Genomic DNA, 25218 nt, shown 5'->3' on the forward strand with positions numbered 1-25218 from the left:
AGTAAGATTTTTTAAGTAATTTAAGCCTATCCATTTATTAAGCAAGTATGGCTTTTCAATCTTTAAATATTAATAACAAAACATATGAAGTGGATCTTAATAAGGACACCTCATTATTGTGGATCCTAAGGGAACATCTTAGACTGACAGGCACAAAATATGGATGTGGAATTGCACTTTGTGGTGCTTGCACAATTCATGTGGATGACAAACCGATGAGGGCATGTTCACTAACCCTTGGAAGTTTGAATAAAGATCAAAAAATTACGACAATTGAAGGCTTATCCGAAAATGGGGAGCATCCAGTTCAAAAGGCCTGGATAGAGGTACAAGCACCACAGTGCGGATATTGCCAAACGGGCCAGATTATGCAAGCGGCGGCTCTTTTAAAAGAAACCCCAAATCCATCCAAAGAAAAAATAAAAGCCTATATGAACGGAAATCTATGCCGTTGCGGAACATATCTGAGAATTATTAAAGCCATAGAAATAGCAGCCGGGAAAAAATCGGTAAAAACATAAATCTTTTTAAATAATAAAACCTTTTTGTAAAACAATGAATAAGGCGGTAAGCAGAAGAGAATTTCTTAAAACTTCAAGTGGAGTTGCCCTATTTATAGGTGTTTCCGGCCTATTGCCACATATGGTCTCGTGTAAAAACGAAAAGGAGGTAAAAAAACTTCTAAAAAAACATCAACTAACTGCATGGGTTAATTTAGCCGAAGACGGCAGGATTACCATTTATAATCCTGCTGCAGAAATGGGTCAGGGATCCATGACCTCATTGCCCGCAATCTTTGCTGAAGAAATGGATGCGGATTGGTCCATGGTTTCTGTTGAGTTTTCTCCTCAGGTATCTGAAATTTATGGCTCAGAGAGATGGAACCCGAACAAAAAAGTAATGTTGAGCGCAGGTAGTCAGGTTACCGCTGGATACTTTCCGATAATGAGACAGGCCGGGGCTCAGGCCCGATATATTTTAATGCATAGCGCTGCCAGGTACTGGAAGGTAAATGTAGAGGGGCTAAGTACCGCCAATGGTGAAGTAATTAACAAACGGGATAACAAAAGTATTGGATTTGGAGAACTTGTCCCCTATTTGGAGATGCCCGATGAGCTCCCTGAATTTCAGGAATCAGAGCTTAAGGATCCTAAGGATTATCGGTTTATAGGACTTGATCAGCCCAGGGTAGATATTCCTGAAAAAGTAATGGGAACTGCCCAATTTGCCATTGATATTCAATTGCCCGATATGCTCTATGGAGTGTTGGAACGCGGTAATCTCCATGGCGCAAAGCCAACTCTGACTAATGAATCTGAAATCCTCGCCTTAGAAGGAGTGATAAAACTGGTACCTTTTGATTATTCCATTGGCATAATTGCAGAAACATTAGAGCAGGCCCTTGCCGCTAAAAAACTCTTAAACATTTCCTGGAGTGAGGCCCCTGCAAGCGGGTTCAATTCTCAGGACAGTTATAAAAAATATGAAAAAACAGCCTCGGAGAAATTAGAAGGTAAGGTGATTACAAATGAAGGGGATTTTCAAAAGGCACTCAAATCAGCAGCTAAAACATTTCAAATTGATTTTAAAAACGACTATGTCTATCACGCCCAGATGGAACCGCTTAATGCAGTAGTGCAGGTCGGGGCAGATGGCAACTCAGCCGAGGTTTGGGTTGGAAGTCAGCAAGGATTTGATTCTAAACTTGGAGTTCCCGGATACCTTGGCATACCAAATGAAAATGTAAAGATTAATCTCCAGTATTTAGGCGGTGGTTTCGGCAGGAGGAGTATGACAGATTTTGTGTTGGAAGGTGCCGGTTTAGCAAAGGAAGTTGCTCCCAAACCGGTTAAATTAATCTGGACACGTGAGGATGATGTCAGTTATGGTGCCTATAGACCATTAACTTTGCAACGATTACTTGCCACAGCGGATAATGAAGGGAATATAACAGGTTTTTCTCATTGCGTGGTTGGAGATGGCGGTAATTTGGTCGCTAGTGGTATCCGAATTGATTACTATGATATTCCCAATAAATATGCAGAATGGCGCGAAGTTTCCGAAGGTATCCGGTTAAAACACTGGCGCTCGGTTGGCCATTCTCCCAATAAATTTGCGATAGAATGTATGATCGATGAAATGGCTGCGTATTTCAAGAGAGATCCTGCAGATTTTAGAAGGAGTTTATTGGCTAAAACACCAAGAGCCCTTGCCACTTTGGAAAAAGCCATATCCATGTCTGATTGGGGTTCAACAATTACCAATGACCGTGCCAAGGGAATTGCTTTTTTGGAGCGAAGCGGAACGCTCAGCACAGGAGTTTGTGAAATTTCTGTAGATAGAAAAACAGGTAAAATAAAGGTACACCGTTTTTGGAGTGCCAATGATGCCGGAATCGTAATACAGCCCGATAACGTTAAGGCACAATTGGAAGGTGGTATACTAATGGGAATTAGTAGTGTACTTAAAGAACAACTTACTATTGTAGACGGACGGGTACAACAGACTAACTTCAATGATTACCAAATACTGCGAATGTCAGATATTCCGGATACAATAGAAACTGCAATTATTGATTCTCCTGAGCCGCCCCGAGGAGTTGGTGAGTCCGGCACACCCCTGGTTGCCTGTGCAATTGCCAACGCCTTCCTTAAATTAACCGGTAAACGACTCAGACATCTTCCTTTCACTCCTGAAAGGGTGCTAAACGCCTTAAATTCCTGATTCTAATTAGGCTATAAGTTTATTTTAAATAGCAGTTACCCCGTCATTTTTAGTACCTTTAGTATTAGGTTGTAATAGATTTATATAGGAGGTTTTGAATACCTCAAAACATAGCCCCTCATAGAGTAGTTCATACTAAAATGCCTTAATGAAAAGAAGAAAGTTCCTGTTATTATCCATTTTAGGTTTGTTTATAAGCTTAGTTTCCATTTGGTATTATAAACTTAAGTCCGTTACCATAAAAGAGCTGAGTATGCCTTCAGATCTCTCTGAAATCTGCAATCGAAAGACTTTGATAAAAATTGGAACCAGGTATCGGAAGTTAACCGGTGAAAATAATAAGGAATATTTGGAAGAACTGTTACGTAAAGATGCGGAAATTCACAATACTAATTTGAAAATTGGCTTGAGAAACAAGGTGACAGAAGACTTTAGTTCGGGCAAAATAATTCTTATTGACGGCTGGTTAATTTCTATTACTGAAGCCAGGCAATGTGCCCTTTTATCAATTTCCGAATCAAATTAGAGTTTATGCATGTAGACGCCAGAAAGCTTGATAACAACACCATAATTGAAGGTGATCTTTGTATTGTTGGTGCTGGTGCGGCAGGCATTAGTATGGCACTTGATTGGAACAATAGTAAGAAAAAAGTAATCCTTCTGGAGGGTGGGGGTTTTGAATATGACAATAAAATTCAGGATCTCTATACCGGAACGAATACGGGTCAAAGGTATTATCCGTTACGGTCCTGCAGGTTGCATTTATTCGGAGGTACAACCGGCCATTGGGGAGGAATGTGTTCCCCATTGGACCCGATAGATTTTAAAGAAAGAAGTTGGGTGCCTGATAGTGGTTGGCCAATTACTCTTAACGAACTAATTCCTTTTTATGGTGAAGCTCAAAAACTACTGGAATTAGATGCATATAATTACACCCTTAATTTTTGGCAGGATAGGTACCCCGACTTTATTCCTTTTCCTTTGGACGAAAGTGTTATAAGGTCAAAAATGTGGCAATTTAGTCCCCCTACCCGCTTTGGAAAAAAATATAGGGAACCCATTATTAGTTCTCCAAATATTCATCTGTACACTTATTGTAACCTTACCAATATTAGAGCTAATGAAAAGGTTAACCAAATTAGGGAAGTCGAAGTAAAGAATCATGAGGGAAAATCTCATGTAGTAAGGGCCAAAAAGTTTGTTTTGGCCTGCGGCGCCATTCAAAATGCCAGGATATTGCTGGCCTCAAGAGGGCAATCCAAAAATGGGATAGGTAATGACAGGGATGTTGTTGGCCGGTATTTTATGGAACATTTGGAAGTTAAATCGGCAGAATTATGGCTAAAAAATCCTCTATCTACCCGATTATACACCTTCGATTTTGACACGCGAAATCCCAGGGCAGAATTGGCAATAACCGAGGCTATTCAAAAAGAATATGGAATTCTAAATGGTTCTGCCTCTCTAACCGCCCTCGAAATCGCAAGTAAACAAACCCCTCTTATAGACCTATGGAATAATGAAGATCCAAGGAAATCCTTCGATAAATTGGTGGCTAATTTCAGAGAATCCAGAGAGAAAAACACTAGCAGGAAAGATGATGACGGGAATAGGGCTTTTGAATTATATACGCGAATGGAACAGGCACCTAACCCTAATTCTAGAGTAATGCTTTCGGATGAACTGGATGCCTTGGGCGTACCACGTCCCCAATTAAATTGGGAATTAACCAATTTGGATAAATATAGTATCAGAAGTATGTATCACATTCTGGGTGAACAAATAGGTAAGGCAAGAATTGGAAGAATAAAAGTAGAGGAATTCCTTTGGGAAGAGAACGACAATATCATGCCTGCTCATTTAGGTGGAGGCTGGCATCATATGGGAACCACCAGAATGAGTACAGACCCCAATAAAGGGGTAGTAGACGCAAATTGCAAAGTTCATGGTATCAATAATCTGTTTTTAGCAGGTTCTGGCTGCTTTGCCACTGCCGGAGCTCCAAATCCAACTTTGACTCTTGTAGCTTTGTCATTAAGACTATCAAATCATTTAAAACATAGCAAGTTTTAAGGCAGGAATTTAACTATTGACCTATCAAAATTGTAAATTAGCTTAAAAGCTAAACTCATGCCAACCGGCAGAAAATTTATCACTGAAAATCCTGGTAAATCAGCACGATATGCCCTGTCCGCTATAGCTCCATTTATCTCAGCCTACATCATATTTTTTGTAGAATTAGACCCTAACAATCCAGCCGTTACAAACACACTGGCCGTTGCGGTATTGATGGCACTTTGGTGGATTACCGAAGTTATTCCCCTTGCCATAACTTCCCTGCTGCCTATTGTTCTATTTCCTGCCCTGGGAATTATGAATGGACGTGAAGTTTCGTCCACTTATTTTAATCATGTAATATTTTTATTTATTGGAGGATTTCTGGTTGCCCTCGCCATTCAAAAATGGGGGTTGCACAAACGAATAGCGTTAAAGATTCTCAGAATAATAGGCAGTAGTCCCGGCAGAATTTTATTAGGCTTTATGTTCGCAACAGCATTCCTTTCAATGTGGATATCAAATACCGCTACAGCAATGCTCATGGTACCAATTCTAATATCTATAATCACAAAATTGGAGGAAATAAATGGAAAAGATTTGGTTAAACACTTTGCAGTAGGACTTCTTCTTTGCATTGCCTACAGCGCTTCTATTGGAGGAATTGCCACCCTGGTGGGTACCCCGCCAAACCTTTCATTCGCCCGAATATTCTATATCTACTTCCCAAATGCTCCGGAGATTTCATTTGCAACCTGGTTTTTTTATGCCTTTCCTATTTCGTTGGTTCTTTTCTTGGTTTTATTCGGTTACTTATACCTGATTTTCGTTAAGAGAAAAAAGAATTGGAAAAGTCTTAGTAAAGGTGAGATTCTAAATGATTATGAAAAATTGGGTAAGAAAAACTTCGAGGAGAAAGTACTGTTAATAGCTTTTGCAGCCCTGGCATTCCTCTGGTTCTTCAGGGCAGATATTGTCATAGGAGAAGTAGCAATCCCCGGTTGGTCAAACTGGTTTAATTATCCGCAATTTTTTAATGACGGTACCGTAGCCATCTTTGTTGCAGTTGTCCTTTTTATGATACCTTCTAAAACACAACCCGGGACATTTCTAATGGACTGGAAGGCTGCAGAAGAGATTCCATGGGAAATAATTTTACTCTTTGGCGGTGGCTTTGCCCTGGCAAGTGGATTTAAAGAATCTGGTTTATCCATGTGGTTTGGACATCAATTGGAATGGCTAAGTGGCTTGCATCCTCTGGTATTAATCCTGTGCATTTGTTTCCTGGTTACCTTTTTAACAGAAATCACCTCCAATACCGCCACAGTTGAAACCCTATTGCCCATTCTTGCAGGACTCGCAGTGAGTATCGAAACCAATCCATTACTTTTTATGCTTCCGGCTACCATAGCAGGATCCCTCGCATTTATGTTGCCGGTAGCCACCCCTCCCAACGCAATCGTTTTTGGCAGTAAACGAATTTCGGTAATTCAGATGGCCAAAACTGGCTTTTTCCTAAATATAATTGGGATAATTTTGGTGTCCATAATAACATATTATTTCGGTACCTTTATTTTTGATATCGCAGAAGGTGCTTTTCCAGAGTGGGCACAAATAGATAATTAGTAATTACTTTGCCTAAAACATATGTACAATGAAAAATATCATTTTATATTGGTAATCCATCACAGGTTTAAACCAAAATGTGGTTTTAGGAACGAACTATAACTTCAATATAAATTACTGAAAAGAAACATATGAAACTAAAAATGATCCTTATGGCTATTTTTTTGACAACTATTATAAATGCTCAGAACACGGGGTCCCGTGATTTGCCTTACTATCAGATTCCTTCTCATCCCGATTCTTATACAGCAGGAACCGTAGTAGCACGAATGATAGACGGCCTGGGATTCAGATACTATTGGGCAACGGAAAGGCTAACGGCAAATGACCTTGATTACAAACCTTCAGAAACTAACAGAACCATTGAAGAAACCATAGATCATATCTACGGGCTTTCTAAGGTTATATACAATTCGGCGATTAAGGAAGTAAATGACAGGACGATGCCAAAAGAGGGCGCTTTAGCATTCGAGGAAAAACGAAAGCGCACCTTATTAAATCTGAAAAAGGCCAGTGAAATTTTTATAACCGCAGAAGACCTAAGTGAACATCAGGTAATATTTAAGTCAAAGTCTGGCACATTTGAGAATCCTTTTTGGAATCAGATAAACGGACCTATTGAAGATGCGGTATGGCACTGCGGACAGATTGTAGTTTTGAGAAGAGCTTCAGGTAACCCTATTGATTCCAAAATTAGTTTCTTCAGGGGTATTCGAACTTCAGACTAATCTTGAGAAGCTTAAGATTATGGAATATTTTAGATGTTTTCTGTTCCTCTGAAATAATTTGATAGATCTGAAGACTATTTGTCAACAATTTATAGAATCCAAAGGCTTTTACTACAATATTCTTCGTATCTTTTTTAAGATCTATTACCATTTCAAAAGAAGTCTCTGATAGTTCATTCTAATTGTAAGATTAATGATAAAATTAATAACCTAAAAGAATAATAAAATGAAAAGAATTCTTCTACCGCTTATCGCCCTATTACTGCTTAGTTTTAATCAGTCCAGCACTAAACTTACAGATCAGGAAAGATTAAGAGGAGCTCTTGCCCTGATTAAAACACAAGCTCGTGTACTAGAAACTATAAATAATCTAAGTGAGGAACAGTTGAATTTCAAAAGCAGTCCGGAATCATGGTCCATCTCGGAATGCGTTGAACACCTGGCTATATCTGAAAATGCTTTCGACCAAATGCTTAAGGAATCCTTAAAAACACCTGCTGATCCCTCCAGAAGGGCAGAAGTGAAAATGACAGATGACGAAGTTCTGGCCATGATTACTAACCGGGATACCAAAGTAAAAACTTCTGAACCATTTGAGCCATCCGGGAAATTCGGATCTTTTGAGGAAACCTTGAATGCCTTTAAGACAAAACGAGTAGAACACATCGTTTACATGGAAACTACTGAAGATGATCTGAGAAATCATTATGGTCAGTCTCCCTTTGGAACCTTGGATGCCTATCAACTGATATTATTCATGTCTGGTCATACAGAAAGACATGTTCAACAAATGGAAGAAGTTAAAGCTGATCAGAATTTTCCCAAAGAATAAATCCAGGAACTGTTTAAAAAATATCGCCCTTATACCCTCTTGCTATTTAGTTGCTTGAGGGTATATTGATTTCAGTGTTATTGCTTATTTTTAGAGCGATGACATTTTTCACTTTTATTCTCTTCACCGGCTTCGTAGCTTTATATGCTACCTGGAAACTTCGCCGGGATAAATTAAGCACGAAAGACGGTTATTTTCTTGGTGGCAGATCCCTTACCGGGGTGGTAATTGCAGGATCTTTACTCTTAACAAACATCTCCACAGAGCATCTGGTGGGTATGAATGGGTCCGCTTATAAAAATGGTGCGATCATAGTTGCATGGGAAGTTACATCGGCATTGGCACTGGTAATCGCAGCCTTGTATTTTGCACCCCGGTATTTAAAAATGGGCCTTACCACCATCCCGGAATTTTTGGAAAAACGATTTGATGGGCTTACAAGAACCATAGTAGCATTGTTGCTTATTATCTCTTTTGTCGCTACCCTGTTACCGATTGTATTGTATACAGGAGCATTAAATATTGAAGAAATTTTTGAAATTTCTGACCTGTTAAATGTGAGTCAAAAAGAAGGTATCTGGATTACAATACTTGTGGTTGGCGGAATAGGCGCCATATATGCCATATTCGGAGGACTTAAGATGGTCGCCTATACAGACACCATTAACGGGTTTGGTCTCCTGGTTGCCGGATTGCTGGTTCCTGTTTTAGCACTTTGGAGTATAGGAGATGGGAATCTGGCTGCCGGAATTAGCAAAGTCTTCGATAATAATCCGGGGAAATTTAATGTAATAAGTAGTGAATCCGGAGCAGGACCGGGATCAAGATCGGCTATCCTCCCCTTTGAAGTGCTCTTCACAGGTTTGATGATAAACCAAATCTATTTCTGGACCATGCACCAGTCCATAATCCAAAGGGTGCTGGGGGCCGTAAGTCTGAAGGAGGCTCAAAAAGGTTTATTGTTTACCGGCCTGTTGAAAATTCTTGTTCCATTGGTAATTGTGCTGCCCGGGCTTATTGGTTTTTATTACTTCGGAGAACAATTTTATGATAACCCTGATAGTGTTTATCCCAACCTGGTGAAAATGGTATTACCTGAATGGTTAACAGGATTTTTTGTGGCGGTTATGATGGGTGCCATACTTACTACTTTCAACAGTGCATTAAACAGTGCGGCTACGGTATTCAGCCTGGGAATTTTTAAGCGCTATATCCAAAAAAATGCAAAAGAAAGGAAATTGGTAATTATCGGGAAATGGACTTCAGCTATCCTTGCTATCTTCGCAATAAGTATAGCTCCTTTTGTTGCCAATGCGCCCGAAGGGCTTTATCAACTTCTGCAACAACTTAACGGGATATTCTTCATTCCCATTGCAAGTGTAATTATTGCTGGCTTTCTACTCCCTAAAGTATCAGCTTCAGGAGCAAAAGCCGGTCTTGTCTTTGGATTGTTGTTTTATGTTTTGACTTACTATGTCCTTGAAATAGATCTGCATTTTGTTCATATATGGGGAATTGAATTTGTACTAAATATTGCGGTCATGCTTGTAGTATCCCATTTTTTCCCTAATAAGGTAACATTCGTTATCCGGGATGCCGGTATTTTGAACGTTAAACCATGGAAATATGCCCGTCCTTTCAGTCTCTTTTTGGTAGCATTCACCTTTATTTTGTACCTTTTACTTGGAAATGTCTAGTATGGAAAAAGTATTTAGAAATTACGAAGATACCGATGTCAATGCTGCGGTGCGCGAACATTATCGTAAAATGCGGAAAAGGCAGACTTATGATTATGTACAGCGTATGCATGGCAAGTATTTGAAGTATGATAAACCCATGCATTTATGGGAAGCAATGACACATTTAAATGATCTTATTGATGTAAGCGATCCTGATCTGGATCTGCCTAATGTGCAACATCTTATTCAAAGTGCTGAAGCTATCCGTGAAGATAAGCGCCCGGATTGGATGCAACTGGTTGGACTTATACATGATCTTGGTAAAGTAATGTTTCTTTGGGGAAGTGATGAAGATGGAACAAGTCAGGATGAGCAGTGGGGTATGGTTGGCGATGTATTTGTTGTGGGCTGCGCTATTCCTGATTCCTGCGTCTATCCGGAATTCAATCAACTTAATCCGGATATGAGCGATCCCAGATATAATTCTGAATTAGGAATTTACGAAAAACATTGTGGCCTGGATAAACTGAATCTTGCATGGGGGCATGATGAATATCTGTTTCAGGTCCTCCGGAACCATAAGGAAAACCAAATCCCTGAACAAGGAATGGTTATGATAAGATATCATTCCTTCTACCCATGGCATAGTGGAGGAAGTTATGCTCACTTCCTTTGCGACAAGGATAAGGATTATTTGGAATGGATAAGAGATTTCAATAAATATGATCTCTATACCAAATGCACAAAAACCTATGATCTGGACGAGATAAAAGATTATTATTTACCGATTGCCGAGAAATACCTTGGAAAAGGCCCCATCTATTGGTAATTCCCAGCTTCAGGCGATCTATAAAAATTGCGTATTGAACACTCTCAGGTCGAATATTTTTGTGCGATTTCCCAGGCATCAAGGTTACTGGCCTAGCTTCTTATTTTTTATACATCCAATACTATTCATTTTATTACTTGCTTGTACTAAAATAAACAGAACATGTCTCCCGGCGAGAACTCACCTAAAATTGTATTTATATTTACCGATGATCCGGGTAGAAGGATAAACCTCTTTTCTTCAAATCCAGAACTTGCCGGGGATTTGATATCCGAAATGAAAGAGGATCAAAAAGCTTTGGGTCCACTTCCGCCATCCTTAAATATAGGCAGAGAGCAGGATAATAGTCTTTATGAATATTTAGCGAATAGGCAAAAAGTGAAACTCGACTGATTTATAATATCTAATTATTTCCTTTACAAACTGTTATTATTAATTAATGCCAGTTTTAATTTTATTTAAATGGAATTAATTGTGGAAAAATTATGATTTATTAACAATATAAGATGATCGAAATCATTATTTTATGTTTCATTATATTATAATTTTGCAATCTATAATTATTTTAAATCTCAATCATGGAATATATAAAAGATCACAATTCGAAGAATTTACTAGTATTCGGTCTGGTTGTAATACTCTGCCTGTTGGGAACACCTGCTACCGTTCAGGGGTCTGTGTTCTTCCAGGAGGATTCGCAGGAAGTTACATCTTTCAACCAATATAAAGGAGAGGTAGTTGACTCGGAAAACAGGAAGCCTTTGGTCTTTGCCACGCTTACCCTGGAAGGTACTAATATTAGTACAATTACGAATACCGAAGGTAAATTTTTACTTAAAATTCCAACCAGTATCACCGAGGGAAATATTATTGTAGCCTACCTGGGTTATAAAACTTCTTTGATCCCTTTAAATCAGTTAAAGGAGAATAATAACAAAATTACCCTGGCGGTGTCCATAACCAAATTGGAAGAAGTTGATGTGGTTATCCCAAAAAGCGCCCGCACCCTGGTTAAGGAAACCCTTAGAAAGAAAGGGGAGAATTACTTGGGAGACCCTACTCTTATGACGGCATTTTATAGGGAAACTATTAAAAAAAGAAAGAAAAATGTATCGCTGTCAGAAGCTGTTGTAAACATATATAAATCGCCTTATTCCTCTAATAAAAAGGATGCTGTACAGCTATTCAAAGCCAGGAAAAGTACAGATTATAGTAAACTGGATACTGTTGCACTTAAATTGCAGGGGGGGCCATTCAATGCCCTCTATGTGGACATCATGAAATATCCGGAATATATCTTCAGCGAAACTTCAATGGATGATTATAACTTCAAATTTGAAAGGTCCACCAGGATTAATGATAAATTAATTTATGTAATAAGTTTTAAGCAATTGCCTACTATTTATGATCCGCTTTATCAGGGAGAATTATTTATAGATGCTGAAAATAAGATTCTCACGAGTGCTATTTATTCTTTGAATATCACAGATAAATATTTGGCAAGTAAAATGTTCGTTCGAAAAAAACCCAGAAACGCCAAGGTATTCCCAACAGAAATTGCATATAGGGTAGATTATAGGGAAAAAAATGGAAGATGGTACTACGGATATAGTAATGTACTATTAGAGTTTAAAATAAACTGGGATAAAAAACTTTTTAATTCGGTATATAGTATGAGTTGCGAAATGGCGGTAACAGATTGGGAAAAGAATATCGCAGGTGAAGTTCCCAAATATAAAGACAGATTAAAGTCTTCTATTATACTAAGTGACGCGGCTATAGGATTTACAGATCCGGATTTCTGGGGAGAATACAATATCATCGAACCTGAAAAATCTATTGAATCTGCCATCAAAAAAATTCAGCGTCAATTAAAAAGATCAAATCCTGATGGTGGCACATCTGCACCTTAAAATAAAATAACTTTAAAACGGCCTTATATAAGGCCGTTTCTTTTTATTTCCACAGCACGAATACACTTCACCTCCCAAGGGGTAAGACAAAGACGAGTTATGAACAAATGTTTATAAAATACGTTCATAACCTGTTGATTTTTAAAATGTTAAAATATTTGATTTTAACTCAAAAAGAATATATATTTATATCATGGTTTAAGGGAAAGACCTGTCTAGGGTAATTCATTAAAACCATTATAAAGTTGACGTTCTTTATATTATTGTTTAATCTCAAAATTGAAAAACGGTAATTTATTACCTGATTTCAACCAGAGAGGAGTATAATGAAGGAGAGCTGTAGTTTTCCCGACTTATATGGTTTCATTTACGTTAAATGCAAAGTTTAGGCTTTATGTTTAAGATAGGTGAAGTAAAATGATAAGAAGTAATCTTCACGTGTTACTTGGTTGAAAAATTAAGGACATAGAAAATTTCAAACGTTGATATAGTTAATGAAGCGCAATCAATGGTTGCAGTCCTGTACCTTGGTACAGAACGAAAAATTTTGTTGACTATTTCTAGAAAGCCATATCAAAGTACTTGTACGATGATATGGCTTTTGTTTTTTAAAATACTTTCCTGCTTGTGTTAAGTTTGTAGTATAAAATACAAACTGCATCTAGCAGTCTCTTTGACTATTGTAAAATTTTCTTTTCCAAAATTACGGTTTCCATTCTTCTAAAATATCCTTGATAAATAAGCTAAATAGTTGTACCATCGATTTACTTTCCACATGATTTTATGATATTTTAATAAGTCTGTTTCTGATATATTTTATAGTCCCCGCCAAAGCCATGTGATTTTTAAAGCGTATGTATACAGCTAAATTACGCGTCCAGGATAAAGTTTAAAAAACCGTAGTTTTTTGACCTGTTAAAATTGTATATTTGCAGCGCTTTAAACAAATCCGCTTTAATTTATGCAGAGAATAATTTACACCAAAACTGATGAAGCTCCGGCTTTGGCAACCCAATCATTTTTACCCATAGTAGAGGCTTTCACTAAAACCGCCGGTGTAGCCATTGAAGTTAAGGATATCTCTCTCGCAAGCAGGATTTTGGCCGTTTTTCCGGATTTTTTGGATGAAAACCAACAAACCCCCGATGATCTGGCTGAGTTGGGCATGCTGGCAAAAACTCCTGAAGCCAATATCATAAAGCTACCTAATATTAGTGCTTCAATTCCCCAATTAAAGGAGGCCATTGAAGAGTTACAAAACAAAGGGTATAAATTACCGGATTATCCGGATGAACCTGCTAATGAAAAAGAAAAAGAGATTAAAGGCAGATATGATCGCATAAAAGGCAGTGCTGTAAATCCGGTTTTACGTGAAGGGAATTCTGACCGAAGAGCTCCCAAACCGATAAAGAATTATGCGAAGAAGAATCCCCATTCAATGGGTGTCTGGGATTCAAATTCAAAGACTCATGTAGCCTCTATGCAACATGGTGATTTTAAATCCAATGAAAAGTCAATAACCATAGAAAAGGCTACTGAGGTAAGAATTATTTTCGCTGACAATGATGGTTCTACAACCATTTTAAAAGACAATATTTCATTGCTGGAAGGTGAAATCATTGATGCCACGGTTCTCAGCAAATCAGCCCTCATAAACTTCCTTAAAGAACAAGTTGAAGATGCAAAGCGAAAAGAGGTGCTCTTTTCTGTCCACCTCAAGGCTACTATGATGAAAGTCTCAGACCCAATTATATTTGGTCATGTCATGGAAGTTTATTTTGCTGAAGTTTTTGATAAATATGCAAGGCTTTTTGAAGAAATAGGGATCAGTTCCAATGATGGACTTGAAGTGTTATTTGAAAAATTAAATACCCTGCCTAAAGATAAAAGAGATGAAGTTCAACAGGCCATAATGAAAGCATTGCAGGATGGTCCTGATCTAGCCATGGTAAATTCGGATAAGGGCATAACGAACCTTCATGTCCCAAGTGACATAATAATTGATGCATCAATGCCTGCTATGATCAGGAATTCGGGTCAGATGTGGAATTCAGAAGGTAAATCCCAGGACACCAAGGCCATAATTCCCGATAGCAGTTATGCCGGAATATATCAGGCCACTATAGATTTCTGTAAAGAACATGGAGCTTTTGATCCCAGGACCATGGGGACCGTACCCAATGTTGGCCTTATGGCTCAGAAGGCAGAAGAATATGGGTCGCATGACAAAACTTTTGAAATAGAAAAGAACGGTTCTGTAAGTGTCATGGATAAGCATACCGGACAAGAATTGATAAAACACCAAGTCGAAACAGGTGATATTTGGAGAATGTGCCAGGTAAAGGATGCGCCAATAGAAGATTGGGTTAAACTTGCTGTGACAAGAGCAAGAACTTCCAATACTCCCGCTGTTTTTTGGCTGGATAAGGAACGTGCCCATGATGCAGAATTGATAAAAAAAGTAAATCACTATCTTCTTAAATATGATACTTCGGGCTTGGACTTAAGGATATTAGCGCCGGTTGAAGCCACAAATTTTACGCTTGGCAGGCTTAAAGCAGGTGAAGACACTATCTCGGTATCCGGAAATGTGTTGAGGGACTACCTGACAGACCTATTTCCCATACTGGAAGTGGGGACAAGTGCAAAAATGCTCTCAATAGTACCCTTAATGAATGGTGGTGGATTATTTGAAACTGGTGCCGGTGGTTCGGCCCCAAAGCACGTGGAACAATTCCTTGAAGAAGGTCATCTAAGGTGGGATTCGTTAGGAGAGTTTTTAGCACTCAGCGTTTCACTTGACTATTATGGGACTAAAAATGAGAATTCCAAGGCTTTAGTAATGGCAAAAGCTTTGGATGAAGCCACAGAAGAATTTTTAGATGCTGATAAATCTCCTTCAAGAAAAGTAGGTGAATTAGATACCAGGGGTAGTCATTTTTATTTAGGATTATATTGGGCAATGGCGTTAGCAAGGCAAGAAGATGACAAGGAATTAAAAGCCATTTTTACAAAGCTTGGAAATGCACTTGAAAATAACAGTACGAAAATTCTGGAAGAATTGATTAGTGCTCAGGGTACCCCACAGAATATTGGAGGCTATTACAAACCAGATCCTTCCCTTATGGGCGAGGCAATGAGGCCCAGTAGTACCTTGAATTCCTTGCTCGAACAATTGTAGATCCGGTAAATACCAAAGTGCAGATGAATGGAGTTAATTTAAATTCCGGCAAGTAAGATTTTCACTAGGATCTTATTATATATTTTTGATTAAAACTATTTTAATGCACCAACACTGGCGATTTTGGATAAACACTGTCTTTTTTCTAATCTCCTTTACACTTTTATCACAACAAAAGTTCACCCTTAGCGGAAATATTACAGAAGCTTCGAGCAATGAAAACCTAATAGGAGTTACTTTAATTATATCCGAACTGAACACCGGGGTTACTACAAATGATTATGGTTTTTATTCAATAACCCTACCAGAAGGGCAATACCAGATTAGAATCAGTTATTTAGGCTATCAGGAAATAGTGCAGACCATATCTCTAGACCAGGACCTAAGATTAAATTTTGAAATGTTTGAAGAAGTCGAACAATTAGATGAAGTTGTTGTGACGGAGGATGTTGAAAAAATTAATATTCGTAAACCTCAAATGAGTGTAAATACCCTTTCTGCACAATCTATCAAAAAAATCCCGGTTGTTTTGGGTGAGGCCGATGTAATCAAATCACTTATTCTATTGCCGGGAGTGACCAGTGCAGGTGAAGCCTCATCCGGTTTTAACGTGCGTGGTGGTGCCGTAGATCAAAACCTCATTCTACTCGATGAAGCCACTATTTTTAACTCTTCCCATTTATTTGGTTTTTTCTCTGTTTTTAATCCGGATGCCATAAAAGATGTTAAACTATTAAAAGGTGCTATCCCCTCCAGGTATGGCGGGCGTGTTTCCTCCGTACTTGAAATATTTCAAAAGGAAGGAAACAGCAATAAATTTCATATGACCGGAGGAATTGGAGCTGTAGCCAGCAGGTTACTTGCCGAAGGGCCAATTGTTAAAGAAAAAGCTGCATTTTTAATTGGTGGCAGGGCTTCCTATGCACATTTGTTCCTCCCTCTTTTCGATTTTCCAAATAAAGCCTATTTCTACGATCTAAATGCTAAGTTGAACTATAAATTCAATGAAAGGAACAGTATTTACCTTTCAGGATATTTTGGGCGTGATGTTTTTAGCATTTCTGATAATTTCGAAAATACCTACGGCAATGGTGTGGTTAATTTTCGTTGGAACCACCTTTTCTCCAATAAACTATTTTCGAACCTCTCTTTAATATATTCTGACTATTATTATGGTTTGGAGCTGGATTTTGTTGGGTTCAAATGGAATTCAGGTATTCAGAATTTTAATGTGAAATACGACCTTAAGCATTATCTAAGTGAAAAATTACGCCTCAATTATGGAATAAATAATATCTACTATAAATTCAACCCGGGGAAAATCGTGCCTAATAGCCCGGAATCAGGTATCGTAGAGGAACAACTTATTGAAAAATATGCAAATGAATTTGCAGCATACATCGATGTGGAGCATAATGTGACGGAGGACTTGAGTTTGGAATACGGGTTGAGGTTTAGTTATTTTATGAGATTGGGTCAGGATGAATTAAATGTTTATGCAAATAACAACCCGGTAGAATTTGATCCATTTCTGCTTATTTATAAACCGGCAGAGCCAATAGGAACCATTAATCCCGGAAGAGGTGAAACCCTGGCTTCATTTGCAAATTTGGAACCCCGCATATCATTGGCTTATACACTAAACCCGGATAATTCTTTAAAAGCCAGCTATACAAGATTGTCACAATACCTTCACTTACTTTCTAATACCAGTTCCCCTACACCTTTAGATGTCTGGACACCAAGTGGCCCGTTTATTAAACCACAGCTGTTAGATCAGTATGCATTGGGCTATTTCAGAAATATAAAAAACGGGGATTATTCTTTTGAAACTGAAGTTTTCTATAAAGACATACAAAATAGAATAGATTATATAGATGGAGCAAACCTTATTGCAAATAATGCTATAGAACAAGTCATTTTAAATGGTACCGCCCGGGCTTATGGGCTTGAGTTGCTCTTTAGAAAAAATCAAGGAAAGTTTCAGGGATGGCTTGCTTACACCTTATCTCGTTCAGAACAAAGGACTCCGGGAAGAGCCGCTGTAGAAGATAATGGAAGGTCTAATCTGGAAACTGGGATCAATCTGGGAGAATGGTATAGCACTCCCTATGACAAAACACACGATATCTCGTTATACGGAAGTTATAACCTGAACAAAAAATGGACTTTTAATAGTAATTTTGTATATCAAACCGGTCAACCCACCAACTATCCTGTAGGCCAGTTCGAATTTCAGGGTATAGTAGTGCCATATTACGGATTGCGTAATGAGGAACGTTTACCTGATTACCACAGACTTGATATTTCAGCTACACTGACACCGAGGAAAAATGCAGGCAGAAATTGGAAATCTGAATGGGTATTTAGTATTTATAATGTATACAACCGTATGAATGCCGCATCCATTACTTTCAGACAAAATCAGGATACCGGGGCCAACGAAGCGATACGTACTTCTATTTTTGGTATTGTGCCTTCGGTAACTTATAACTTTAAATTTTAGTTTATCCTATGAAAAAATACGTCGGTCTTTTTATAGTTCTAATGCTAAATGTTGCCTGTGAGGAGGTCATTGATGTGGAAGTTCCCAATGAAGAGCCAAGACTGATCATAGATGCCTTGATACGTGTTGATATAGATGAACCCTATGTTCCCGTAGAAGTTAAGTTATCATTGAGCAGTGATTTTTTTAGTGATAATACACCCACCTCTGCTGAAAGCGTAATAATTCAATATGATGAGTATGAAGATGGAACAATCATTAATTCATTTTTCTCCAGTTTAGCAGAGTTAGACCCTGGATCGGGAATTTACACCCCTGATCCCAATTTTTCATCAGATCAAAGAATACCAACGAGCATCTTAGACAGGAATTTAGTTTTTAACCTTTTAATAAGGCATGAGGGACGGCTGTATCTTGGATCGACTACATATGTACCCGCTGTTCCCATTGACTCTGTCTTTCAAGGTGATGGAAACTTATTCACCGATGATGAAACCGAAATTATTGTAACCTTTACGGATAATCCCGATGAGGACAACTTTTACCTTTTCGACTTCGATTTTGCTGAATTCCTTGTCACCGAAGATACATTTTATAAAGGCCAGGAATTTAGTTTTTCATACTTCTATGATCAAAAATTTGAAGCGAATACAGAAATAGAAATTGGACTAATGGGGGCGGATGAGACATTTTATAACTATATGGATTTGCTGATTGAGCAAACCACTAACAATGCAGGTGTATTTGCGACCCCGGTGGCCACTGTTCGGGGTAATATGTCTGACGTGACGGATATTGATAACATTGATATCTCTGATAACGTGGGTCAACCTGACATATTTCCATTGGGGTATTTTGCAATTGTTCAGCAATACAAAACCAGTATAATTCTAGAATGAATTTAGCCAATATGGGCTTAAATATCATCGTAACTTCATATATTGAACGATGCTTTTTTCAATTAAGGAAGCAGCATTTTCCATGTTAAATGCCAATGATTTTGAAGGATCTCTTACCTCCAATACTGCATGGAGTCCTTTTGCAAGACATAGTTCCTTATCTAACTCCAGAGTTCCACATATAGCTATAACCGGAATGGAATGAGCCTTGCCAAATTCCAGAATACCATGAATTAACTTACCACTAAAAGTCTGTTCATCAATTTTACCTTCTCCGGTAATAATAAAATCTATTGGATTGGATTCTAATAGTTGTTCAATGGCCGCCAATTGGAACAAGAAATCAGTACCGCTGATAAATTTCGCATTTAGAAATGTTTTTAAACCATATGCTGCACCTCCTGCAGCTCCACATCCAGGTAGGTGTGCATAGTCCTTTCCCATATCCCGTTTTACAATAGTTTGCAAGTTTTGTAAACCTTTGTCAAGGAATATTATTTCCTCTTTATTTGCTCCTTTCTGGGCGGAATAAACATACGCTGCTCCAGTTGGGCCAAATAGCGGATTTTCTACATCGTTAACGGCATAAATTTGTAAATTTTTATGCGCTTTCAAGAAGTTCGACGGTTCTATTGTACTAATCTTTGATAAATTTTTACCTATTGGTTCCAGTGAATTCCCTAATTCATCTAAGAGCAAAAAATCAAAAGCCGCAGCAATTCCCAAACCTGCATCGGTAGTTGCACTTCCCCCCAGGCCAATATATATTTTTTTTGCACCTCTTAAAACTGCATCTTTTATTTGAATCCCTGTACCTTTCGTTGAGGTTAGCAAAGGATTGCGTTCCTCTTTCTTCAATAATTCCAGTCCTGAAGCTTTTGCGAGTTCAATGTAGGCTTCTCCTGTTTGCCGGTTCAATAAATATTCGGTTTTTATTTTTCTCCCTAAAGGATCTGTTGTATTAATCTCAATAGATTCCAAGTCCATATAAAATCGCACAGATTCAAGAAATCCTTCTCCTCCATCGGAAGCCGCAACACTGTAAATATTTGCTCGCGGATGAGTAACGTAAACCGATCTGCTAATAGCATCTATTACCTGTTTAGCACTAAGAGATCCCTTAAATTTATCCGGAACCAGAAGGAAATTCATATATCTTTCTATTTATGATCTTGATACCAATAGCAGGCTATCCATTTATTGATCTGATTTTACACAGAAAAGTATTGCGTCAATTTGTAAACGCTATTTGTATAAATATAGCCCAATATTCTTAATTTTAACCAGACCAAACTGGCATGGGCCAAATATGAAAACAAACAAGGAATTATTGATTAGAGGAATAAAATTTCTTGCCTATACTACAGGCCTTATGTTCAGTGCCCCCATCGTACTATTTCAGGCATTTAAGAATCAGGGTCACCCCTTTTATATTCCGGTTCTTATCATTGGATTTTGTCTTGCTATAGCGGCCATTTTCATGGGTTTTAAAAGCATTAAAACAATAATTGATGCGCTTTTTGGCAAAAAGAAGTGAATATTAATACAAACCTTAACTATCCATTCAATACTAAAGAAATGGAGTAGGTTATTCGTAAAACCTTTTGAATGTTATTGTCCGCTTAATCCCAACGCACTATCTTTGCCAATCTACAATGAAAGGGTAGGCATTATGATCAAAATTACGCTTCCGGACGGAACAATAAAAGAGTATAAGCAAGGTAGCACCCCAATGGATGTGGCCAGAAGTATTAGTGAAGGTTTAGCAAGGAATGTTATTTCCGCTAAATTCAATGATACGGTGGTAGAGACAATTACACCTTTGAATGAAGATGGTAATCTTATCCTCTACACATGGAGCAATACTGAAGGTAAAAAAGCATTCTGGCACTCTTCGTCACATATCATAGCCCAGGCATTGGAGGAATTATACCCCGGGATCAAACTTACCATTGGTCCGGCTATTGAAAATGGATTTTATTATGATGTTGACTTTGGGGAGCATACAATTTCCGATAAAGATTTCCCAGCCATTGAAAAGAAAGCAATGGAAATTGCGAGGGGGAAACACGATTTCAAAATGCGTTCGGTGAGCAAGAAAGATGCCCTGCAATTTTATAAAAACCAGGGAAATGAATATAAGGTTGAGCTTATTGATAATCTTGAGGATGGCAGTATTACATTTTGTGATCACGACACTTTTACTGATCTATGTAGGGGCGGTCATATTCCAAATACAAGTATTGTAAAGGCTATTAAAATAATGAACGTTGCCGGGGCCTACTGGCGCGGTGATGAAAATAATACGCAACTTACCCGTGTTTACGGTATATCTTTCCCAAAACAAAAGGAGCTGACCGAATATCTTGAGTTATTGGAAGAAGCTAAAAAACGAGATCATAGGAAACTAGGTAAGGAACTAGAATTATTTACATTTTCTAAAAAAGTGGGACAAGGATTGCCTCTGTGGCTTCCAAAAGGGGCAGCCCTAAGAGAACGTCTTGAAAACTTCCTGAAAAAAGCGCAAAAAAAGGCTGGTTATGAAATGGTAATCACTCCTCATATTGGTCAGAAAGATTTATATGTAACTTCCGGACATTATGATAAATATGGCGAAGACAGCTTTCAACCAATTCATACGCCCAGGGAAGAAGAAGAGTTCTTATTAAAACCTATGAATTGTCCGCACCACTGTGAAATTTATAAATCCAAGCCTTTGAGCTACAGGGATCTTCCCAAACGATTTGCTGAATTTGGAACAGTGTATCGGTATGAGCAAAGTGGAGAACTCCATGGACTTACAAGAGTCAGAGGATTTACCCAAGACGATGCGCATTTATTCTGCACACCCGATCAATTACATCAGGAATTTATCGACGTTATTGACCTTTCACTTTATGTATTAGGCTCTTTGGGTTTTGAAGATTTTACGGCTCAGGTATCTATAAGAGACCTTGAAAAGCCTGAGAAATATATTGGTTCCGTTGAAAACTGGGAAAAAGCTGAAAATGCTATAATTAACGCGGCAGAAGAAAAAGGGTTGAATTTTGTAATTGAAAAAGGAGAGGCTGCATTTTATGGCCCAAAGTTGGATTTCATGGTAAAAGATGCCTTAGGCAGAAACTGGCAATTGGGTACCATTCAGGTTGATTACAACTTACCAGAGCGATTTGACCTTACTTATAAAGGCAGTGATAATGAGGAACACAGACCCGTTATGATTCACAGAGCCCCTTTTGGGAGTATGGAGCGATTTGTAGCTCTATTGCTCGAACATACAGGCGGAAATTTTCCTTTATGGCTTACGCCGGATCAGGCTATTGTATTGCCGGTAAGCGAGAAACATGAAAAATATGCCGAAAAAGTTTTAAATTCACTAGAAAATCACGAAATTCGCGCGCTCTCTGATGCAAGAAATGAGACTGTAGGAAAGAAAATACGTGAGGCAGAAATGAATAAAATCCCATTTATGCTTATCGTAGGAGAAAATGAAGAGGCTGAAAATACCGTTTCGGTTCGCAAACATGGGGGTGAAGACCTTGGAATGATTAGTGTGAAAGCATTTGCAAACTTGGTTGAAAAGGAAATAAATAGTACTTTGAAGTCATTTTAAAAAAATTAAGTTTAATTAAATATATAAGCCATAGCAATACGAAGAAGATTTAGGCCCCAACCTAGGAGGGAAAACAAGAATCCTCACAGAATCAATGAAAAGATTACATCACCAAATGTCCGTTTGGTAGGTGACAACGTTGAAATGGGGGTATTTCCCATTGCTAAAGCAATTTCCATGGCAGAAGAACTAGGCCTCGATTTAGTAGAAATATCACCAAAAGCTGATCCGCCCGTATGTAAGATCATAGATTACAAGAAATTCCTTTACGAGCAGAAAAAGAGGGAAAAGGTAATGAAGGCGAAAGCTACAAAGGTTATTGTAAAGGAAATAAGATTTGGACCAAATACAGATGATCATGATTATGATTTTAAAAAGAAACATGCTGAAAAGTTTCTGAAGGATGGCGCCAAATTAAAAGCTTATGTATTTTTCAAAGGACGATCTATTGTTTATAAAGATAAAGGTGAAATACTCTTGTTAAAGCTCGCCCAGGAATTGGAAGAATTTGGCAAGGTGGAACAAATGCCTAAACTTGAAGGAAAGCGAATGACAATGTTCATAGCACCTAAAACAAAAAAATAAGTAAGAAAATAAGCGAGATTAATTAACAAATAGGAAGAAAATGCCTAAAATGAAAACAAAATCCAGTGCCAAAAAGCGTTTTAAGCTTACCGGTTCCGGAAAAATTAAGAGAAAGCACGCTTTTAAGAGTCATATTTTGACAAAGAAATCGAAAAAGCGCAAGCTTAAGTTGACACATTCGACGTTGGTACATGACGCCGATGTGCCAAACATTAAAGGACAATTAACGCTAAAATAAATTGTTCCTTAGGTAATTAATATTAACCCTGGAGTTAGGCCATAAAAGTGTTTTTTAGATCATATTCTTAAACCGCCTACTACAAAAAAAAGTAAAAAAATGCCAAGATCAGTAAATTCAGTCGCTTCAAGAGCCAGAAGAAAAAAGGTGATGAAGCAAGCAAAAGGTTACTTCGGAAGACGTAAAAACGTTTGGACAGTAGCCAAAAATGCGGTGGAAAAAGCAATGGTATATGCTTATAGAGACCGTAGAAATAAGAAAAGAAATTTCCGTGCGTTATGGATCACCCGTATTAATGCTGGTGCAAGATTACATGGAATGTCCTATTCGCAATTCATGGGAAAAATAAAAGCCAATAACATAGAACTCAATAGAAAGGTTCTTGCTGACTTGGCCATGAACCACCCGGATGCTTTTAAAGCCATTGTGGATAAAGTAAAATAATCGTAAGAATTCTCGCTAAAAAGCCCTGACGGATACCGTTGGGGCTTTTTTTATAGCTTTAAACTGGCTAGGTGCCAAAACAGCTAATAACCAGGCTTCGACCGGAAGCATTATTTCTATGTTCACATAAATATACCCCTTGCCAAATACCAAGATTTAGGTGTCCGTCCCTAATGGGGATTTGAACTGAGGACCCCATTAAAGAAGCTTTTATATGAGCAGGCATATCATCTGAACCTTCATAAGTGTGCTTATAATATGGCGCTTCTTCGGGCACCATAACATTCATATGTGATTCAAAATCTGAACGCACAGTTGCATCGGCGTTTTCGTTAATAGTTAAACTAGCAGAGGTATGTTTAATAAAAACTTGCAACATCCCTATTTTAAGTCGCGTTATTTCCGGGAGACTCTCTACTATAAAATCTGTTATTAAATGATACCCTCGTCTGTAGGGCCGCAAACGTATTTCCTTTTGATAAATATGCATAGCCAATAATCTTAGCTTAAAAATTAATGAAAGATACCTGAAATTTAAACATAAAAAATACCTTTGCCATCATTAAAGAGTTATATGAATTTGTCAGATGTAAAAATGGTTGTTGCCGATATGGATGGAACCTTGTTAAATTCCAAACATGAAGTGAGTTCCCTTTTTTTCAGGCAATTTGAGGAATTAAAAAAAAAGAATGTCCTTTTTGCAGCTGCAAGTGGCCGTCAATACAACAGTATTGCTGAGAAATTATACCCAATTAGAAATGAAATTATTATTATCGCAGAAAATGGTGGTTTTGCCATGCAAAAAGATCGCGAGCTGTTATCAACTCCATTAGAATCAAATTCCAAGAATTCCATACTGGACATACTGGAACAGATTGAAGGAGCTCATCCGGTCTTGTGCAGCAAACAGAATGCGTATATTCATGGAGAATCCTCAAAATTCATTACAACACTCCGGGAATACTATACCAAATTTGAGGTTATTGAAGACCTACAGGAGTTTGATCGAGAGGTAATGAAAATAGCAGTATATCATTATGGGGGCTCTGAAAAACACATATATCCTGTCGTTAAACACCTTGAAGCCAAATTTAAGGTGAAAGTGTCCGGTGAAAACTGGGTAGATATTTCTCATCTAAATGCGCATAAAGGTTTTGCTTTAAAAAAGATCCAGGAGCGGGAAAACATTAGTCCCTCAGAAACCATGGTTTTTGGCGATTATAATAACGACCTGGAAATGCTTGCCCTGGCAAAATATAGTTTTGCCATGTCTAATGCTCATCCAAATGTTCTCGACGCAGCCAATTACCAAACTTTAAGCAACGATAATTTTGGAGTGGAACAAATTCTGGAAAAAGTTATAAAG

Annotated in this window: 22 protein-coding genes; 20 read left to right on the forward strand and 2 right to left on the reverse strand. The window is 38.0% G+C overall.

What is annotated here, in order from left to right:
- Positions 1–47: 47 nt before the first annotated feature.
- The 14 genes from Q0X77_RS07580 (at position 48) to Q0X77_RS07645 (ending at position 18972) form a co-directional block, all read left to right on the forward strand.
- Entirely contained in the window at positions 48–521 is a 474-nt protein-coding gene (locus Q0X77_RS07580; RefSeq protein ID WP_297795411.1) for a (2Fe-2S)-binding protein, read from the forward strand.
- A gap of 34 nt (positions 522–555) precedes the next feature.
- Positions 556–2724 (forward strand): molybdopterin cofactor-binding domain-containing protein, encoded by a 2169-nt coding sequence (locus Q0X77_RS07585; protein ID WP_297795414.1) that lies wholly within the window; start codon positions 556–558, stop codon positions 2722–2724.
- A 148-nt stretch (positions 2725–2872) separates the two neighbouring features.
- Positions 2873–3250 (forward strand): hypothetical protein, encoded by a 378-nt coding sequence (locus Q0X77_RS07590; RefSeq protein ID WP_297795418.1) that lies wholly within the window; start codon positions 2873–2875, stop codon positions 3248–3250.
- 5 nt (positions 3251–3255) lie between these two features.
- Positions 3256–4797 carry a GMC family oxidoreductase gene (locus tag Q0X77_RS07595; protein WP_297795420.1) on the forward strand — a complete coding sequence of 514 codons (1542 nt, stop codon included), beginning with the start codon at positions 3256–3258 and terminating at the stop codon, positions 4795–4797.
- A 57-nt stretch (positions 4798–4854) separates the two neighbouring features.
- Positions 4855–6405, forward strand: coding sequence for an SLC13 family permease (locus tag Q0X77_RS07600; protein WP_297795423.1), 1551 nt, complete (start codon positions 4855–4857; stop codon positions 6403–6405).
- Between the two features lie 131 nt (positions 6406–6536).
- Positions 6537–7133, forward strand: coding sequence for a hypothetical protein (locus Q0X77_RS07605; protein ID WP_297795426.1), 597 nt, complete (start codon positions 6537–6539; stop codon positions 7131–7133).
- A gap of 226 nt (positions 7134–7359) precedes the next feature.
- Positions 7360–7965, forward strand: coding sequence for a DinB family protein (locus tag Q0X77_RS07610; RefSeq protein WP_297795428.1), 606 nt, complete (start codon positions 7360–7362; stop codon positions 7963–7965).
- Between the two features lie 98 nt (positions 7966–8063).
- Positions 8064–9662, forward strand: coding sequence for a solute:sodium symporter family transporter (locus Q0X77_RS07615; protein WP_297795430.1), 1599 nt, complete (start codon positions 8064–8066; stop codon positions 9660–9662).
- A gap of 1 nt (position 9663) precedes the next feature.
- Entirely contained in the window at positions 9664–10473 is an 810-nt protein-coding gene (locus Q0X77_RS07620; RefSeq protein ID WP_297795433.1) for an inositol oxygenase family protein, read from the forward strand.
- 162 nt (positions 10474–10635) lie between these two features.
- Complete coding sequence (locus tag Q0X77_RS07625) at positions 10636–10866, forward strand: hypothetical protein (protein WP_297795436.1); 231 nt, start codon at positions 10636–10638, stop codon at positions 10864–10866.
- 185 nt (positions 10867–11051) lie between these two features.
- Complete coding sequence (locus tag Q0X77_RS07630; RefSeq protein WP_297795438.1) at positions 11052–12386, forward strand: carboxypeptidase-like regulatory domain-containing protein; 1335 nt, start codon at positions 11052–11054, stop codon at positions 12384–12386.
- 961 nt (positions 12387–13347) lie between these two features.
- The gene (locus Q0X77_RS07635) at positions 13348–15567 is read left to right on the forward strand and encodes an NADP-dependent isocitrate dehydrogenase (protein ID WP_297795441.1); all 2220 of its coding nucleotides are present in this window, start codon (positions 13348–13350) and stop codon (positions 15565–15567) included.
- A gap of 103 nt (positions 15568–15670) precedes the next feature.
- Positions 15671–18073 (forward strand): TonB-dependent receptor, encoded by a 2403-nt coding sequence (locus Q0X77_RS07640; protein WP_297795444.1) that lies wholly within the window; start codon positions 15671–15673, stop codon positions 18071–18073.
- 8 nt (positions 18074–18081) lie between these two features.
- Entirely contained in the window at positions 18082–18972 is an 891-nt protein-coding gene (locus tag Q0X77_RS07645; protein WP_297795446.1) for a DUF4249 family protein, read from the forward strand.
- 24 nt (positions 18973–18996) lie between these two features.
- Here Q0X77_RS07645 and Q0X77_RS07650 read toward each other — a convergent pair whose 3' ends face one another.
- Positions 18997–20124 carry a glycerate kinase gene (locus Q0X77_RS07650; protein WP_297795447.1) on the reverse strand — a complete coding sequence of 376 codons (1128 nt, stop codon included), beginning with the start codon at positions 20122–20124 and terminating at the stop codon, positions 18997–18999.
- Positions 20125–20281: 157 nt separating this feature from the next.
- Between Q0X77_RS07650 and Q0X77_RS07655 the strand changes: the two genes are divergently transcribed.
- The 5 genes from Q0X77_RS07655 to rplT all read left to right on the forward strand — a co-directional run bounded on the left by Q0X77_RS07655 (position 20282) and on the right by rplT (position 23852).
- Positions 20282–20509 carry a DUF6095 family protein gene (locus Q0X77_RS07655; RefSeq protein WP_297795449.1) on the forward strand — a complete coding sequence of 76 codons (228 nt, stop codon included), beginning with the start codon at positions 20282–20284 and terminating at the stop codon, positions 20507–20509.
- Between the two features lie 135 nt (positions 20510–20644).
- Positions 20645–22585 carry a threonine--tRNA ligase gene (gene thrS, locus Q0X77_RS07660; protein ID WP_297795450.1) on the forward strand — a complete coding sequence of 647 codons (1941 nt, stop codon included), beginning with the start codon at positions 20645–20647 and terminating at the stop codon, positions 22583–22585.
- A gap of 36 nt (positions 22586–22621) precedes the next feature.
- The gene (gene infC / locus Q0X77_RS07665; protein WP_297795527.1) at positions 22622–23170 is read left to right on the forward strand and encodes a translation initiation factor IF-3; all 549 of its coding nucleotides are present in this window, start codon (positions 22622–22624) and stop codon (positions 23168–23170) included.
- Between the two features lie 40 nt (positions 23171–23210).
- Entirely contained in the window at positions 23211–23408 is a 198-nt protein-coding gene (rpmI, locus tag Q0X77_RS07670; RefSeq protein WP_297795452.1) for a 50S ribosomal protein L35, read from the forward strand.
- 99 nt (positions 23409–23507) lie between these two features.
- Complete coding sequence (rplT, locus tag Q0X77_RS07675) at positions 23508–23852, forward strand: 50S ribosomal protein L20 (RefSeq protein ID WP_297795455.1); 345 nt, start codon at positions 23508–23510, stop codon at positions 23850–23852.
- 67 nt (positions 23853–23919) lie between these two features.
- Here rplT and Q0X77_RS07680 read toward each other — a convergent pair whose 3' ends face one another.
- On the reverse strand, positions 23920–24342 hold the full coding sequence (locus Q0X77_RS07680) for a secondary thiamine-phosphate synthase enzyme YjbQ (RefSeq protein WP_297795458.1): 423 nt from the start codon (positions 24340–24342) through the stop codon (positions 23920–23922).
- Between the two features lie 84 nt (positions 24343–24426).
- On the opposite strand from Q0X77_RS07680, the gene Q0X77_RS07685 reads away from it, so the two are divergent.
- The coding region (locus tag Q0X77_RS07685) for an HAD family hydrolase (protein WP_297795461.1) at positions 24427–25218 on the forward strand (792 nt) is incomplete at its 3' end.

Source organism: uncultured Eudoraea sp., from assembly GCF_947258925.1.
Taxonomy (GTDB): domain Bacteria; phylum Bacteroidota; class Bacteroidia; order Flavobacteriales; family Flavobacteriaceae; genus Eudoraea.